This window comes from Nocardia sp. NPDC059764 (assembly GCF_042732555.1).
In the GTDB taxonomy this organism is placed as follows: domain Bacteria; phylum Actinomycetota; class Actinomycetes; order Mycobacteriales; family Mycobacteriaceae; genus Nocardia.
Map to the genome: position 1 here is coordinate 1 of NZ_JBHWHH010000148.1, position 17,713 is coordinate 17,713.

Annotated in this window: 7 protein-coding genes; 4 read left to right on the forward strand and 3 right to left on the reverse strand. The window is 67.1% G+C overall.

Features of this window, described 5'->3' with window-relative positions; all coding sequences use genetic code 11:
- Nucleotides 1-36: 36 nt before the first annotated feature.
- Both ACFV4K_RS26775 and kstD read right to left on the reverse strand, forming a co-directional pair.
- Nucleotides 37-897 (reverse strand): MaoC/PaaZ C-terminal domain-containing protein, encoded by an 861-nt coding sequence (locus tag ACFV4K_RS26775; protein ID WP_379278611.1) that lies wholly within the window; start codon nucleotides 895-897, stop codon nucleotides 37-39.
- 345 nt (nucleotides 898-1,242) lie between these two features.
- The gene (gene kstD, locus ACFV4K_RS26780; RefSeq protein ID WP_379278612.1) at nucleotides 1,243-2,958 is read right to left on the reverse strand and encodes a 3-oxosteroid 1-dehydrogenase; all 1,716 of its coding nucleotides are present in this window, start codon (nucleotides 2,956-2,958) and stop codon (nucleotides 1,243-1,245) included.
- Between the two features lie 143 nt (nucleotides 2,959-3,101).
- On the opposite strand from kstD, the gene ACFV4K_RS26785 reads away from it, so the two are divergent.
- The 4 genes from ACFV4K_RS26785 (at nucleotide 3,102) to ACFV4K_RS26800 (ending at nucleotide 7,525) form a co-directional block, all read left to right on the forward strand.
- Nucleotides 3,102-3,887: a 2-keto-4-pentenoate hydratase gene (locus tag ACFV4K_RS26785; protein ID WP_379278613.1), complete on the forward strand. Its 786-nt coding sequence runs from the start codon at nucleotides 3,102-3,104 to the stop codon at nucleotides 3,885-3,887.
- A gap of 44 nt (nucleotides 3,888-3,931) precedes the next feature.
- The gene (locus ACFV4K_RS26790) at nucleotides 3,932-4,840 is read left to right on the forward strand and encodes an acetaldehyde dehydrogenase (acetylating) (protein ID WP_213558314.1); all 909 of its coding nucleotides are present in this window, start codon (nucleotides 3,932-3,934) and stop codon (nucleotides 4,838-4,840) included.
- Nucleotides 4,841-4,852: 12 nt separating this feature from the next.
- Nucleotides 4,853-5,917 (forward strand): 4-hydroxy-2-oxovalerate aldolase, encoded by a 1,065-nt coding sequence (gene dmpG, locus ACFV4K_RS26795; protein ID WP_379278614.1) that lies wholly within the window; start codon nucleotides 4,853-4,855, stop codon nucleotides 5,915-5,917.
- Nucleotides 5,918-6,142: 225 nt separating this feature from the next.
- Nucleotides 6,143-7,525: a cytochrome P450 gene (locus ACFV4K_RS26800; protein ID WP_379278615.1), complete on the forward strand. Its 1,383-nt coding sequence runs from the start codon at nucleotides 6,143-6,145 to the stop codon at nucleotides 7,523-7,525.
- A gap of 80 nt (nucleotides 7,526-7,605) precedes the next feature.
- On the opposite strand, the gene ACFV4K_RS26805 is transcribed toward ACFV4K_RS26800, so the two are convergent.
- Entirely contained in the window at nucleotides 7,606-17,676 is a 10,071-nt protein-coding gene (locus tag ACFV4K_RS26805; RefSeq protein ID WP_379278616.1) for an SDR family NAD(P)-dependent oxidoreductase, read from the reverse strand.
- Nucleotides 17,677-17,713 lie beyond the last annotated feature (37 nt).

Genomic DNA, 17,713 nt, shown 5'->3' on the forward strand with positions numbered 1-17,713 from the left:
CAACCGGAGTCGGTTGCGGCCCCGTGGAGACCAGGGTCAGGAGTGGGTGAGGACCACGTCGGCGAGGACGGGGGCGTCGTCACGCTCGACGACCGTCACCGCGATGACGAGCTCGCCGTCCTGCTGCCAGATGCGGGAGCGCAGGGTCTCGCCGGGGTACATGACGCCGGCGAAGCGGGCGCGGAAACCCTTGACGCGGGAGACATCCGAGGCCAGGGCGGTGTCCGTGGCGGTCTTGAGGACCAGGCCGTAGGTGCACAGGCCGTGCAGGATGGGGTTCGGGAAGCCGGCGTTGCGGGCGAACTCGGGGTCCGAGTGCAGCGGGTTGCGGTCACCGCACATGCGGTAGAGCAGGGCCTGCTGCGGCAGGGTGGGGGTGAGCACCTCGAAATCCGGTGCGCGGTCCGGGAGTTCGGTCTTGGCGGACGGGCCGCGGTCGCCGCCGAAGCCGCCCTCGCCCTTCGCGAAGATGGAGGAGCGGGAGGTCCACAGCGGTTCGCCGTCAGAGCCGACCGCGGTGTCCTCACGCCAGATGACGGCGTTGGAGCCCTTGTCCCAGATCTCGCTGATCTTGCCCGCGATGGTGCCCTTGCCCGACGCCGGGATCGGGCGGTGCACGATGATCTCCTGGCTGCCGTGCACGACCTTCGCCAGGTCGATGTCGATGCCGTCGAACTTGACCTTCGGCGCCTCGGTCTCGTGGAACGAGGGCGCGACGGTGCCGAAGGACGGCAGCACGGCCGGGTCCCGGTCGTCGAGGTAGCGCAGCTCGGCCGGGTCGGTCCAGCGGTTGCCCGCGCCCAGCGCCAGGTTGTAGGTCTGCACGTCGCTGGCCGACCAGCTGAAATCGCGCGCCGGGATCTGCGCGCCGAGCGCGACACTCAAGTCGATGGGCATGAAAGTTCTCCTCGTGATCGCGACCCCACTCGGGTCCGAGTTGACGTTTAGTGCCGAACCCGCGAGCCCCGTTCGTTGGGTCCGATGGTTCAACGCGGCCGCCGAGTCCGCAAGCTTGCGCCCGCTGACCGGGTAGCGCGTCGCCGCGCACGGCTCCTGATGCTCGGGATATACGCCGGACCCGCCATCGGAAAGAGCGTTCGCGATGGCGGATCCGGGTTCTTCAGTTGTCGTCACACACCCCGCCGGGATAGAGCGGTACGACGGGATGTGTGGGTGGGTTGGGCGCGGACTCGACGTGACCCGACTCGCGCCCAACCCGATCCTGAACCGGGTTGGGACGGTTCAGGACGCCTTGTCGGCCGTCACCGGCGCGCCGTTCTTCGCCTTGGCGGCGATATCGAGGGCGGCCAGGTAGCCGAAGGTGATCGCGGGTCCGATGGTCGCGCCGGGACCGGCGTAGGTGTGGCCCATGACCGGCGACGAGGTGTTGCCGGCGGCGTAGAGGCCGTCGATCACGGTGCCGTCCTCGCGCAGCACGCGGGCGTCGTTGTCGGTGACCAGACCACCCTTGGTGCCCAGATCGCCGGGGACCATCTTGACCGCGTAGAACGGGCCGACCTCGAGCTTGTTGAGGCACGGGTTCGGCTTGATGGTCTCGTCGCCGTAGTAGCGGTCGTAGGCGGAGTCGCCGCGCTTGTAGTCGAGATCCTTGCCGGTCTCGGCGAAGCCGTTGAAGCGCTCGATGGTGGCGGCCAGGTTGTCGGCGGGGACGCCGATCTTCTCCGCGAGAGCTTCTACCGAAGAGGCCTTGACAATGAGGTCGTTTTCCATCCAGCGGGACGGAATCGGCTGGCCAGGCTGCAATCCGGCGAAGATGTAGCGAGACCGGTAGCGCTGATCGAACACAAGCCAGCACGGCACGTTCTCGCCCGGCCCCTCACCCTGCCCGTATTCGCCGCCGTACATGGTGTGCACAGCCTCGACGTAAGGAGCGGACTCATTACCGAATCGCTGACCTTGCGTGTTGATCATGATGGATCCGGGCAGGTTTCGCTCGGCGAGGCAGAACCAGGGCTTGCCTTCGCCGCGGAAGGTGGTCGGACCCCACCACGAGTCGTCCATGAAGTCGATCGCGCCGCCCGCTTCGATGCCCGCGCGGATGCCGTCGCCGGTGTTGGCCTCGGCGCCGGTGGTCCACTCGGCGGTGATGGGCTCACGCTGGTACTTGTGCCGCATGTCGGCGTTGCGCTCGAAGCCGCCGCTGCCCAGGATCACGCCGTACTTGGCGTTGAACCGCACGGTCTCGCCGTTCTCGGTGGCCTCGACGCCGGTGACCACGCCGTTCTCGATGACCAGGCCGGTCAACGGGGTGTTCAGCAGCACCGGCACGTTCGCGTCCAGCAGGCCCTTGCGCAGACCCGCGATGATCGCCTGGCCCATGCCGACCAGCGCCTTGCCGGTGGCCTTGCCCCACGCCCAGCGGGTGCCGACGCGCAGCACGCGCAGGATGCCGCTCGGGTGGCGGCGGATCAGGTTGAGCTTCTTGTAGTCGGCCTGCATGACGACCACGTTCAGCGGCGCCTTGCTGTAGGGCGGCTCCAGATTGAAGCGCTCTGCGCCCAGTACCTTCAGGTTGAAGGGCTTGGGCTCGCAGGAGCGGCCGTCCGCCTTGCCGCCCGGTGCCTCCGGGTAGTAGTCGGAGTAGCCCGGCACCCAGGTCATCTTCAGCGCGGAGTGGTCCAGGACGTAGTCGAAGGCCTCGGCGCCGCGATCGATGTAGGTGTCGATCTTCTCCTTGGGCACCACGTCACCGATGATGCTGTAGAGGTAGGTCCGCGCCTCGTCCAGGTCGTCGCCCTTGCCGGCGGCCTTGAGCACCTTGTTTCCGGGAATCCAGACGCCACCGCCCGAACGCGCGGTAGAACCGCCGTAATGAGCGGCTTTTTCGATGAGCACCGTGCGCAGACCGTGGTGCGCAGCGGTGAGGGCGGCGGACATACCGGCGGCACCGCTGCCGACCACCACCACGTCGTAATCCCGATCAGTCATGTAGAACACGTTATAGAATCAATCCTGGTTTGGTCTATGTTGGTCTGGCAGATGGGACTGCTGAAGCGATGTTCTTCACAAAAACTCGTTTCAATTTCTAGTCTCGTTACCGTAGGGCCACCGGCCGGTACCCCCGATGGAAGGAACACAGCGTGCTGACCGACGCGCTTCGCAAGGAACTGGCTGACGAACTCGCCGCGGCCGAACGGGATCGCACCCCGATCGACCCGCTGGTCGCGCGGCACCCCGAGATCGACGTGGTCGACGCGTACGAGATCCAGCTGATCAACATGCGGCAGCGGTTCGCCGCGGGCGCGAAGGTGGTGGGCCACAAGGTCGGCCTGTCCTCGCTGGCCATGCAGCAGATGATGGGCGTCGACGAGCCCGACTACGGGCACCTGCTCGCGGAAATGGAAGTCTTCGAAGACGTTCCGGTCGACACCTCCAAGTACCTGTACCCCCGCGTCGAGGTCGAGGTCGGGTTCATCCTGGGCGCCGACCTGCCCGGCGAGGACTGCACCGAGGAGGACGTCCGCAAGGCCACCGTCGCCTACGCGCCCTCCATCGAGCTGATCGACACCCGCATCAAGGAGTGGAAGATCGGCCTCTGCGACACCATCGCCGACAACGCCTCCTCGGCCGGCTACGTGCTCGGCCAGGCCCGCGTCGCGCCGGAACTGCTGGACATCAAGGCCATCGACGCCGTGCTGACCCGCAATGGCGAGGTCATCGCCGAGGGCCGTTCCGACGCCGTGCTCGGCGACCCCACCATCGCCGTGGCGTGGCTGGCCCGCAAGGTCGCCTCGTTCGGCGTGCGGTTGAAGGCGGGCGACATCGTGCTGCCCGGCTCCTGCACCCGTGCCATCGACGCCCGTCCGGGCGACGAGTTCATCGCCGAGTTCGCCGGACTCGGTTCCGTCCACCTGGGTTTCGCGTAAGCGCCGCCCCGACTGACACAGACCTCACCGAGTAGGAGAAAGCCGTGACTGCAAGCAAAGTCACCGCCGCGATCGTCGGGTCCGGCAACATCAGCACCGACCTGCTGTACAAGCTGCTGCGGTCGGACAAGATCGAGCCGCGCTGGATGATCGGCATCGACCCCGATTCCGAGGGCCTCAAGCGCGCCCGTGGTCTGGGCCTGGAGACCTCCGCGGAGGGCGCGGACTGGCTGCTGGCGCTGCCGGAGAAGCCGGACCTGCTGTTCGAGGCGACCTCCGCGTACGTGCACCGCGCCTACGCCCCGAAGTACGCCGAGGCCGGCATCCGTGCCATCGACCTCACCCCGGCCGCCGTCGGCCCCGCCGTCATCCCGCCGGTCAACCTCGACACCCTGCGTGACGAGATGAACGTCAACATGATCACCTGCGGTGGCCAGGCGACGATTCCGATGGTGCACGCGGTGTCCCGCGTCGTGCCGGTCGACTACGCCGAGATCGTGGCGTCGGTGTCCTCGGTGTCCGCCGGTCCGGGTACCCGCGCCAATATCGACGAGTTCACCAAGACCACGTCCGCGGGTGTCATGAACATCGGTGGCGCCAAGCGCGGCAAGGCCATCATCATCCTGAACCCGGCCGAGCCGCCGATGATCATGCGCGACACCATCTTCTGCTCGATCCCCGAGGATGCCGACCGCGACGCGATCACCGAGTCGGTGCACCGCATGGAGAAGGCCATCCAGGAGTACGTGCCCGGCTACCGCCTGCTCAACGAGCCGCAGTTCGACGAGCCGTCGCTGGTGTCCGGTGGCATGGCGAAGGTGTCGATCTTCGTCGAGGTCGAGGGCGCGGGCGACTTCCTGCCGCCGTACTCGGGCAACCTCGACATCATGACCGCGGCCGCCACCCAGGTGGGCAATGTGCTGGCCGACCAGATCATCTCGGCTCGGGTGTAAGGAGTACCGACAGTGAGCAATTCGAACATTCTGAAGCCGTTCTCCGCTGATCTGGACGTCCGGGTCACCGACACCTCGCTGCGTGACGGCTCGCACCACAAGCGCCACCAGTTCGTCGTCGAAGAGGTCCGCGACATCGTCGCCGCCCTCGACAACTCCGGCGTGCCGGTCATCGAGGTCACCCACGGTGACGGCCTCGGCGGCTCCTCGTTCAACTACGGTTTCTCGAAAACCCCTGAGCAGGAACTGATCAAGGTCGCGGCCGAGACCGCCAAGCAGGCCAAGATCGCCTTCCTCATGCTGCCGGGCGTCGGCGTCAAGGAAGACATCAAGATCTCGCAGGACAATGGCGCGAGCATCTGCCGCATCGCCACCCACTGCACCGAGGCCGACGTCTCGATCCAGCACTTCAACATGGCGCGCGACCTCGGCCTCGAGACCGTCGGCTTCCTGATGATGGCGCACTCCACCACCCCGGAGAACCTCGCCAAGCAGGCCCGCATCATGGCCGACGCCGGCTGCCAGTGCATCTACGTCGTCGACTCCGCCGGCGCGCTGGTGCTGGAGCAGGTCTCCGACCGCGTCTCCGCCCTGGTCGCCGAGCTCGGCGATGACGCGCAGGTCGGCTTCCACGGCCACGAGAACCTGGGCCTCGCGGTCGCGAACTCGGTGTACGCCGTGCGCGCGGGCGCCACCCAGATCGACGGCAGCGCACGCCGTTTCGGCGCGGGCGCGGGCAACCTGCCCGTCGAGGCCTTCATCGGCGTCTGCGACAAGCTCGGCATCAAGACTGGTGTCGACTTCTTCGCCATCACCGACGCCGCCGAGGACGTCGTCCGCCCGGCCATGCCGAGCGAGTGCCTCCTCGACCGCCAGGCCCTCATGATGGGCTACGCGGGCGTCTACTCGTCGTTCCTGCGTCACGCCGAGCGCCAGGCCGAACGCTACGGCGTCTCCGCGGCCGAGATGCTCGTCCGCGCCGGCCAGCGCAAGCTGGTGGGTGGCCAGGAAGACCAGCTCATCGACATCGCCCTGGAACTCCAGCGCGAAAAGGAGAAGTCGGCCGCCAACGCCTGACCCATCTCTCCGCTGGGCCGCAACCGAACTCGGGTGCGGCCCAGTGTCGTTTCCTACGAGATGCCGCACTCACCTCGAGCCTGTCCATCGCTCTCGCGACCCAGCACGACCGAGACCGTTGGACAGTGGAACGTGTTGCAGATACCGTTCCGTTGAGAAGTCGACCATTGGGGAGGGTGGCGAAACCATGACGATTATCGAATCCCGCGACGACTGCCTGAGCGCATGACACCGGCCCCGGTTCGCCGAGACCTCCCGCATCCCCCGGGACGGGTGCCCCTCTTGGGCGATGTCACCCATGTCGACCGCTATCGTCCCATTCAGAACGAAATGGCCCTGGCCGCATCGCTCGGTCCCATTTTCGAGCGGCGAGCGCTCGGCCTGCACTTCACCTATGTGACAGGCGCTCGCCTCGCGGCCCAGTGCTCGGATGAACAGCATTGGGAGCGTGCACTGTACGGGCCGGTGCTGGAGTTCCAACGGTTCATGCCGGACAGTCTGTTCGTGGTGGATAGCGACAATCCGCTGTGGGGCCAGGCGCGCCGCATCTTCACTCCGGCCTTCGCGCAGAAGGCAATGCGCAGCTATCACCAGGCGATGCAGTCGGTCGCCGATGATCTCGTCGCGGAGTGGTCCGCCGGTGACGGCGTGATCGACACGCATTCGGCCATGACGCGCGCAGCGGGGGAAGTCATCGGGCGTGCCGGGTTCTCCAGGGATCTGGGGCTTTTCCACGATGCTCCCGACAGTGCCGATTCGCACGCGTTCATCGATGCTCTCTCGGACCTGCTGCGCATGGCGTCGGACGCCGGATTGGCATTGCCTGTCGTCGGCCCGATCCGACGACGGCTACTCGCAGCCAGGGTGCGCCGCAACAGCGCGGCGCTCCATCGCTTCTCCGACAGAATCATCGCTGAACGACAAGCTCATCCGACCGGTGACGAGGATCTGCTCAACCTCATGCTCACGGCCACCGACCCGGAAACCGGCCACCGGTTGCCGCTGGACAACGTCCGCGAGCAAGTGCTGACCTTCATGGCGGGCGGATACGAAACCACAGCCGCACTGCTCGAGTCGGTACTGCACTACATCGCAGCCGACCAAGAGCTTCAAGAACAGATCCGCACGGAGGTTTCGGAACGCGGCGGGTTCGATTACAAGGCAGTGACCGGGATGCGCCTGATCCGGCATGTTCTCCATGAGGGTCTGAGATTGTGGCCGCCGGCACCGGGTTACTTCCGGAGAGCCCGGACCGAGCAGGATCTCGGCGGGTATCGAATCCCGGCCGGTGACATGGTTTTCGTCATCGCGCTCGCCGCACACCGCGACAAAGACGTCTGGGGTGCTGACGCCGACACCTTCGATCCGTATCGCTTCGAACCCGACCGTTTGCGCAGCCATCCCGACCGGTTCTTCGAACCGTGGGGCACCGGACCCCGCAGCTGCATCGGCCGCCAGTTCGCGCTGCACGAGGCCACGCTGCTGATCGCCCGCATTCTGTCCGCCTTCGAATTGAGCACCGACGGCACACCACTGGCCATGCGGGAACGCGGGACGCTGCGCCCCGAGCCGTATCAACTGAAGGTCGTACCCCGAGCCGACCGCTGAGGAGAAGTCGGCCGCCAACGCCTTACCGACCCTCTCGATGCTGGGCCGCAATCGCATTCGGTTGCGGCCCAGCATCGTTTCTACGAGATGCCGAATTCGTCTTCCAGCAGGTCCATCAGGTTTTCGTCACTCATGGCCATGATGTCCGCCGAGGGGGACGCCTCCGGGTCTTCGTTCGCCCGGCCGGCGATTCGTGTCAGGTTCACCAGCCTCGAGTAGAACTCATCGGTCATCCGGTTGCCGTCGACCATATCCATGACCTCTTTCTCCAGGCGCGACAAGGAGTCCGAGGTATCGGTGTCGGTGAGTTGGGCGAGGATGTACGCGGTGACCGCATCGGGTGTCGGGTAGTCGAAGACCAGGGTCGCGGGCAACCGCAGACCGGTGGCGGCGTTCAATCGATTGCGCGCCTCGACGGCGGTCAGCGAGTCGAAGCCCAGATCCCGGAAATTGCGGTCGGCCTCGATCACCACATCGCTAGCATGACCCAGCACGGCCGCGGCATGGCTGCGAACAGTGGCCAGTACCAGGGTCTTTCGGTCGGCGTCCGGCAGTCCCGTCAACCGCTGCCGCAGATCCACCGCGACTTCGGCGGCCCGGCGTACCTCCGGGAGCAAGCCCTCCAGCATCGGGGCGAGGGTCCCGACACGCGCGCCGGTGACCAGTGCGGCCATGTCCACGCGGGCAGCGACCACACTCGAACGGTGTTCCGCCACAGCGGCGTCGAACAACGCCAAGCCCTGCTCGTCCGACATCGCCGCCATCCCGACGCGGCCCAGCCGTGTGGTGTCGGTGTCGCCGAGGTGTCCGGTCATCCCGGTGCCCTCGGCCCACAGGCCCCACGCGATCGACACCGCCGCGCGACCGTCACCGCGGCGATACTCGGCCAACCCGTCGAGGAACGCGTTCGCGGCCGCGTAGTTGCCCTGCCCGGCAGCGCCCAGCACACCGGCGACCGAGGAGTACAACACGAACAGCGGGAGATCCAGCTCGCGGGTCAACTCGTGCAGATGCCACGCCGCATCCGCCTTGGCCGCCAGCACCGCATCCACCTGTTCGGGGCGCAACGACACCACCACACCGTCGTCGAGCACACCGGCCGTGTGCACCACACCGGTCAGCGGCGCGTCCTCGGGAACCGCGGCCAGCAACCGCACCACCGCCGCCCGATCGGACACATCACAGGCCAGCACCCGCACCCGCGCGCCCAGCTCGGACAGTTCCGTGACCAGCTCAGCCGCTCCCGGCGCGGCCGGACCGCGCCGGGCGGCCAGCACGAGTGACCGCACCCCGTACTCGGCCACCAGGTGCCGGGCGAGCATCGCTCCCAACCCTCCCGTGCCACCGGTCACCAGCACCGTGCCCGCCGAAACCGCCGACGCCACACCGGAATCCACACCACCCGGACCCGTCGGGAGGGTGAGGACGATCTTGCCGATGTGGCGCGCCTGACTGAAGTAGCGGAACGCGTCGCGCGCACGCCGAATATCGAAGGTCGTGACGGGCAGCGGAGTGATCACTTCGCTGTCGAACATCGCTTTGAGATCGACCAGCATCTCCGCGATCCGATCCGGCCCGGCATGCACCAGATCGAACGCACGATAGCGCACGCCCGGATAACGAGCGGCGATCTCTCCGCTGTCACGGATGTCGGTCTTGCCCATCTCCAGGAAACGACCGCCGCGCGGTAGCAGCCGCAGCGACGTATCGACGAATTCCCCTGCCAGCGAGTCCAGAACGACGTCCACACCGCGGCCACCGGTGGCCGCCATGAACTGTTCTCCGAAGTGAAGCGACCGGGAATCCCCGATGTGCTGCTCGTCGTACCCCAGGGAACGCAAGGTGTCCCACTTGCCCTGGCTCGCGGTCCCGTACACCTCGATTCCCCAGTGCCGGGCCAGCTGGGTTGCCGCCATGCCCACCCCGCCGGCAGCCGCATGCACCAGCAAAGTCTCGCCCGGCCGGACGTGACCCAGATCGCGAAGTCCGTAATAGGCGGTCAGGAAGACGATCGGAACGGTGGCCGCCTCGATGAACGACCACCCCTCGGGCATGTGGATGATCAGTCTCTGATCCGTCACCTCGAATGGACCCAGACCGCCTTCGATCAGCCCCATCACCCGGTCGCCGGGTGCGAAGCCGTCCACCCCCGGGCCGACCTCGACGACGACGCCCGCCGCTTCCATGCCCATCAGGGTGTTCTTCGAGGCCACCTCACCCAGGCAGATGAGAATGTCTCGGAAGTTCAGGCCACCGGCCCGCACCGCGATACGGACCTGCCCCGGCGCCAGAGGTTGATCAGCGGCACCGCATCGGTTCAGCTCGAGCCCGTCGATGGTGTCGTTACTGGCTTCGAGGCGCCACGACATCGATTCCGGCACAACCAGACCCGGCGAATCGGTAAGCCGGACCAGTCGAGCGGAATGCAACACCCCGGAACGGATCATGGTTTGAGGTTCACCGCAGGCCAACACCCCGGCCAAGTCCACTGCTGCTGCGGCAGTATCGGTGTCGACGAGCAGGATCCGGCCAGGGTCCTCCGACTGTGCCGAACGCACCAGACCCCACACCGCGGCCCCGGCGAGATCAGCGATCCGCTCACCGGCACGCGCGACCGCACCACTGGTCAAAACCACCAATGTGCCGGCGGCGAATCGCGACTCAGCCAGCCAGGCCTGCAACCCGGCCAGCACTTCACCGGTCGCCCGATGCACCTGCCACGGCACATCCGTAGCGGTGTCGTCGATCTCGCGCCGGTCCAGCACTACAACTTGCGGCACCGATGCGGTCTCGTCGCGCGTCCACGTCACGAATTCCTCGATCGTGGTGAACACCCGAGACTCCGGCTCCGACCCCGCACCTGGCATCGGAGTCTCCGCCGGTGTCCACTGCACCACGCACAACCGCTCCCGCGTGCTCGACGCGCCCAGCTGTCCCAGCGACACCGGCCGCGAGGTCAACGACCCGGCCGTCAGCACCAGGCGCCCGGCAGGGTCGGCGACCTCGATCGCCAACGCGCCGGTACCGGAATCGGTCGGCGCGACGCGGGCCCGCACCACCGACGCGCCGACCGCGTGCAGCGACACCTCCGACCACGCGAACGGCAACATCACCTCGTCACCGGCACCGGCCATCACCGCGGCATGCAGCACCGAATCCAACAGCGCCGGATGCAGCCCGAACCCCAACCCATCACTCACCGAATCCGGCAATGCGGCCTCGACGAACAACTCCTCACCACGACGCCACAACGACCGCAAACCCTGGAATGCCGGACCGTAGTCATAGCCGAGATCAGCCAACACCGGATACAGATCGTCGGTCGCCTCAGCCACCGCGCCACGCGGCGGCCACACCGCCAGCTCCTCCGACACCGCACCGGCGGCAACGGAATTCGCGGCATCAGCGTCCCGCTGCTCGACAATCCCCTCGGTATGCGTGACCCACCCCGCCTGCGGGTCATCGGCGTCACGGGAATGCACCGCCACGCGCCGCACTCCCTGCTCCTGCCCGCCGGGTCCGTCGACCACGACCTGGATTTGCACCGCGGTCTCGGCGGTCAACACCAACGGGGTCATCAGCGTCAGGTCCCGCAACACCGGGCATCCGGCTTCCGTCCCCGCCCGCAGAGCCAACTCCACGAACCCGGTGCCGGGGAACAACACCACCCCGCCGACCGCGTGATCGGCCAGCCACGGCTGCGACGCCAACGACAACCGGCCCGTCAACATCACCGCACCGGAGTCCGCGGACACCATGACCGCACCCAGCAACGGATGCCCGGCCCCGGCCAACCCCAGCGACGCCACGTCAGCAGGCCCGGTCCAGGTCAACCAATAGCGGCGACGCTGGAACGCGTACGCGGGCAACTCGATTCGACGACCACGCCCCTGGTGCAGCGCGTCCCACGCCACATCGACACCCGCCACTTCCAAGCGGGCCACCGAGCGGGTGAAAGCGAGAGCACTGTCCTGGTCGCGCTGCAGCGAACCCACGATCACCGGGTCATGGGTGTCGGGATCGACTGCCGCACAGATCTGTTCGATATCGACGGCCAGTAGCGGGTGCGGGCTCGCCTCGACGAACACGGTGTATCCATCCCGCCGCAATGCCTGCACGGCCTGCTCGAAAAGCACCGTCTGCCGGAGATTGCGGAACCAGTACTGTGCATCGAGTTCGGCGGGGTCCAGGATCGTGCCGGTGACAGCCGAATAGAACACCACCCCTGTCCGGCTCGTGGAACCTTGTGAGCGCGGACGGATTTCAGCGAGCGCGCCGAGCAGCTGCTCGCGGAGTTGTTCGACCTGGGGAGAATGCGAGGCATAATCCACCGCCACCCGCCGGGCCCGGATACCACGACGCTCGCACTCGCTCAGCAGCAACTCCAACGCCTCGGTCGCACCGGATACCACCGTCGATCCCGGGCCGTTGACCACAGCCACCGCCAACCCGTCGAACCCGCCGAGCAGATCCTCGACCCGATCCCGGGGCGCGAACACCGACACCATCGCGCCCTGGCCGGCCAGCGCCGTCAACGCCGCCGATCGCAGGATCACGATCCGGGCCGCATCCTCGAGCGACAACACACCAGCCACATGAGCAGCGGCGATCTCACCCTGCGAATGGCCTACCACCGCATCGGGTTCCACGCCGACCGAACGCCACAGCCGTGCCAGCGACACCATCATCGCGAACAACACCGGCTGCACGATCTCGACCTGCTCGAGCCACCCCGCATCGTCGGAAGCGAGCACCTCGAGCAGCGACCAGTCCACCAGCGTGGAGAACACCCGATCGCACTCGGTCATCGTCTGCGCGAACACCGGCGAGGACGCCAGCAATTCCCGGCCCATCCCCAGCCACTGCGCGCCCTGACCCGGGAAGATCAGCACCGTCTTACCGGGTCTGCCGGCGACCCCCGCCACCACCGCACCGGCACCGTCGGCACCGGCGGGTAGCCCGCGTGCGACCGTGTCGAGCCCGCCCAGCAGCTGCGCCCGATCCCTGCCCACGATCACCGCTCGATGCTCGAACCGCGAACGGCCCGACAATGTCGCGGCCACGTCCACCGCGTCCACGTCCGGGCGCTGCCCCAGATAGGTCGACAACCGAGATGCCTGCCCTGCCAACCCATCCCGGGTCCGCGACGACACCACCCACACCAGCGGCACCGATTCATCGATCGGTGTCCGGGGTTGCGGTACCAGCTCGCTCACCGGAGCTTGCTCGAGGATGACGTGGGCATTGGTGCCACTGACACCGAACGCCGACACCGCCGCTCGCCGTGGACGCTCCGCCTCCGGCCAGTCCTGTGCCCGGCTCAGCAGCTCGACGTGTCCCGCGGTCCAATCCACGTGCGAGGACGGCGCGTCCACGTGCAGGGTTCTGGGCAGCACCCCGTGGCGCAGGGCCTGCACCATCTTGATCACACCGGCCACCCCGGCAGCCGCCTGCGTGTGCCCGATATTCGATTTGATCGAACCCAACCGAACCGGTTCCGAATCAGTTTCACGCTGACCATAAGTCGCCAGCAGCGCCTGCGCCTCGATCGGATCACCCAACCTGGTCCCCGTGCCGTGCGCTTCGACGACGTCGACCTCGGCCGCCGACAACCCGGCATTGGCCAACGCCCGCCGGATCACCCGCTGCTGCGAAGGCCCATTCGGCGCACTGAAACCATTGGACGCGCCATCCTGATTGACGGCGCTGCCCCGCACCACCGCCAGCACCTGATGCCCGTTGCGCTGGGCATCGGACAACCGTTCCAGCACAAGGACACCCGAGCCCTCACCGAACGCGGTCCCGTCGGCCGCGTCGGCGAACGGTTTGGCCCGGCCGTCGACCGCGAGCGCCCGCTGCCGGGAGAACTCCACAAACGTCGCGGGTGTCGACATCACCGTCACCCCACCCGCCAATGCCAGTGAACAGTCCCCCATCCGCAATGCCGCCACCGCCTGATGCAACGCCACCAAACTCGACGAACACGCCGTATCCACGGATACCGCAGGCCCTTCCAGCCCCAGCGCATACGACACCCGACCCGACAAGACAGCACCAGCAGACTCGGTCTGCGGATAATCGTGATACATCGCACCGACGAACACACCGGTATCGCTGCCCCGCAATGTCTCCGGCCGGATCCCGGCGTGCTCGAGCGCCTCCCACACGGTTTCCAGCAAGATCCGCTGCTGCGGATCGATCGCGATCGCCTCGCGCGGACTGATCCCGAAGAACTCCGCGTCGAACTCCGCTGCGTCGTATAGGAATCCGCCTTGGTTCGTGTACGACTTACCCGCGACACCCGGCGCGGGATCGAACACCCCTTCCCAACCACGATCGGTCGGGAACGTCGAGATCACGTCGCGACCGTCGATCACCAACCGCCACAACTCCTCCGCGGAAGACACCCCGCCCGGGAAACGACACCCCACACCCACAATCGCCACCGGCTCCGACAGCGACGCCAGCCCCGAAACCGGCACCATCGCCGAATCCGCGGTATCCGCGTTATCGCCGAGTTGAGTGAGGATGTGCGTGGCGACGCTGTCGGGCGTCGGATAATCGAAAACCAGGGTCACCGGCAACCGCAACCCGGTGACCGCGTTCAACCGATTGCGCACCTCGACCGCGGTCAGCGAATCGAAACCCAGATCCCGGAAACTACGGTCAGCGGCTACGGCCGCACCACCATCGTGACCCAGCACAGCCGCAACCTCACCACGAACAGCGCCCAGCACCAACGCCTTTCGATCGGCACCGGTCAGTCCCGCGAATCGCTGCCGCAGACCCGCCACCAGACCGGGCGCGCGGCGGCCCCCTGGCAACAAGCCTTCGAGCAGCGGAGCCAGCGTGCCCGCGCGCGCACCGGCGGCCAACGAGGTCATGTCCATGCGCGCAGCAACCACACCCGAATGAGCCTGTGCCACAGCGGCATCGAACAACGCCAAACCCTGCTCGTCCGACATCGCCAGCACTCCACCCCGGCCCAGACGCGTGGTGTCGGCCGTGCCGAGGTGGCCGGTCATCCCGGTCCCGGAAGCCCACAGCCCCCACGCGATCGACATCGCGGTCCGACCGTCGCGACGGCGATGCTCGGCCAACCCGTCGAGGAACGCGTTCGCGGCCGCATAGTTGCCCTGCCCCGCAGTGCCCAACACACCCGCGACCGAGGAAAACAACACGAACAACCGAAGATCCAGATCACGAGTCAACTCGTGCAGATGCCACGCCGCATCCGCCTTCGCCGCCAACACCGCATCCACTTGTTCGGGGCGCAACGACACCACGACACCGTCATCGAGCACACCCGCGGCATGCACCACACCGGTCAACGGAGCGTCCTGAGGAACCGCGCCCAACAACCCCACAACCTCATCGCGAACCGACACATCACACGCCACGATCCGCACCCGGGCACCCAACCCGGTCAACTCGGTGACCAACTCCGCCGCACCCGGCGCCGCCGGGCCGCGCCGACTGGCCAACACCAACGACCGCACCCCATAGTCGGTCACCAGATGCCGCGCCAACAGCGACCCCAACCCACCGGTGCCACCGGTGATCACCACTGTGCCCGCCGACACCACACCCGAATCCACACCGGTCTCCTGCACCGGGAGCCGGACCAATCGAGCGGAATGCAACACCCCGGAACGGATCATGACCTGAGGTTCACCACACGCCAACACCCCGGCCAAGTCCACTGCCGTCGCGGCGGTGGCGATCCCGGACGCGATGCCCGCGGAAGCACGGTCTGGGAGATCGGTGTCCACAAGCACGATCCTGCCCGGATCCTCCGTTTGTGCCGAACGCACCAGACCCCACACCGCGGCACCGGCCAGATCAGCGACCTGCTCACCGGCACGCGCAACCGCCCCACTGGTCAAGACCACCAATGTGCCCGCGGCGAACCGCGACTCACCCAGCCAGGCCCGCAACCCGGCCAGCACCTCACCGGTCGCCCGATGCACCCGCCGCAGTACGTCCTCGGAGGCGTCCATCTCGCGCTGGTCCAGCACCACCACCGGCGGCACCGACGCAGTATCGTCCCGGGTCCAGGACAGCAAGTCCGCAACCGTGGTGAACACCCGCGACTCGAATACCGATGTCGGGGCATAGGTCTGGATGGGGGTCCATTGCACCACGCACAGCCGCTCACGTGACAGGGACGTGCCCAACAGCCCCGGCGACACCGGCCGCGAAGTCAACGACCCGGCCGTCAACACCGGACGTCCGGAAAGGTCGGCGACCTCGATAGCGAGCGCACCAGCTCCGCTCGGTGAGATCCGGGCCCGCACCGACGACGCGCCGACCGCGTGCAGGGCTATCTCCGACCACGCGAACGGCAACACCACCTCGACACCGGCACCGGAATCGGTTGCCACCGTGGCCATCACCGTGGCATGCAGCACCGAATCCAACAGCGCCGGATGCAGCCCGAACCCCGACGCATCACTCACCGAATCCGGTAGTGCGGCCTCGACGAACAACTCCGCACCACGACGCCACAGCGACCGCAAGCCCTGGAATGCCGGACCGTAGTCGTATCCGAGATCGCCGAGCCTGCCGTAGAGGTTCTCCACGCCCACGCGCACCGCGCCCGCAGGCGGCCACACCGCCAAGCTCTCCGATACCGCGCCGGCGGCAACCGAACCAGCGACATCGGCGTTCTGCCGATCGAGCACCCCCGCAGCATGGGTAACCCACCCGGCCTGGAGGTCATCGGCGTCACGGGAATACACCGTCACCCGTCGCCCGCCCGGCCCCTGTCCGTCGGGTCCGTCGACCACGACCTGGATCTGCACCGCGGTCTCAGCAGTCAACACCAACGGCGTCGTCAGGGTCAGGTCCCGCAGGACCGGACACCCGATCTCTTCGCCCGCCCGCATGGCCAACTCCACGAACCCGGTGCCGGGGAGCAATACCGTTCCACCGACCGCGTGATCGGAAAGCCACGGCTGCGAGGCCAACGACAGTCGACCCGTCAGTACCACCGCACCTGTGTCCGCGGGCACCATCACCGCACCCAGCAGCGGGTGCTCGGCACCAGCCAATCCCAGCGAAGCCGCGTCACCGGTCCCGGTCGGGTTCAACCAGAAGCGGCGACGCTGGAACGCGTACGTGGGCAGGTCGATTCGACGACCACGAGCCTGAAACAGCGCATCCCATGCCACATCGACACCCGACACCTCCAACCGGGCCATCGAGCGTGTGAACGCGACCGCGCAATCCTCGCCGCGCAGCAACGAACCCACGATCACCGGGTCATGGTTGCCGGGATCGACTGCCGCACAGATCTGTTCGATGTCGACGGTCAGCAAGGGATGCGGGCTCGCCTCGACGAACACGCTGTATCCATCGCCGTGCAATGTCCGCACGGCCTGCTCGAAACGCACCGTCTCCCGAAGGTTGCGGAACCAGTAGTCCGCGTCCAACCCGGCAGGATCCAGGACCGTGCCGGTGACAGTCGAATAGAACACCATCCCCGTCGGGCTCGTAGAACCTTGTGAGCGCGGACGGATTTCGGTGAGCGCGCCGAGCAACTGCTCGCGAAGCTGTTCGACCTGGGGAGAATGCGAGGCGTAATCCACCGCCACCCGCCGGGCCCGGATACCACGACGCTCACACTCGCTCAGCAGCAACTCCATTTGCCCGACATCACCGGATACCACCGTCGACCCGGGGCCGTTGACCACCGCCACCGCCAGCCCGTCGAAGCCGTCGAGCAACTCCTCGACCCGATCCCGAGACGCGAACACCGACACCATCGCGCCCCGACCCGCCAACACCCGCAAGGCCGCCGATCGCTCGATCACGACCCGGGCCGCATCCTCGAGCGACAACACACCCGCCACGTGGGCCGCGGCGATCTCGCCTTGTGAATGACCCACCACCGCATCGGGTTCCACACCAACCGAACGCCACAACGCCGCCAACGACACCATCACCGCGAACAACACCGGCTGCACAATCTCGACCTGCTCGAGCCACCCCGCACCATCGGTAGCCAGCACATCCAACAGCGACCAGTCCACCAACGTGGAAAACACCCGATCACACTCGGCCATCTGCTGCGCGAACACCGGCGACCAAGCCAGCAACTCCCGCCCCATCCCCAGCCACTGCGCACCCTGACCCGGAAACACCAACACCGTCTTGCCATGTCCGCGTGCGGCCCCCGACACCACA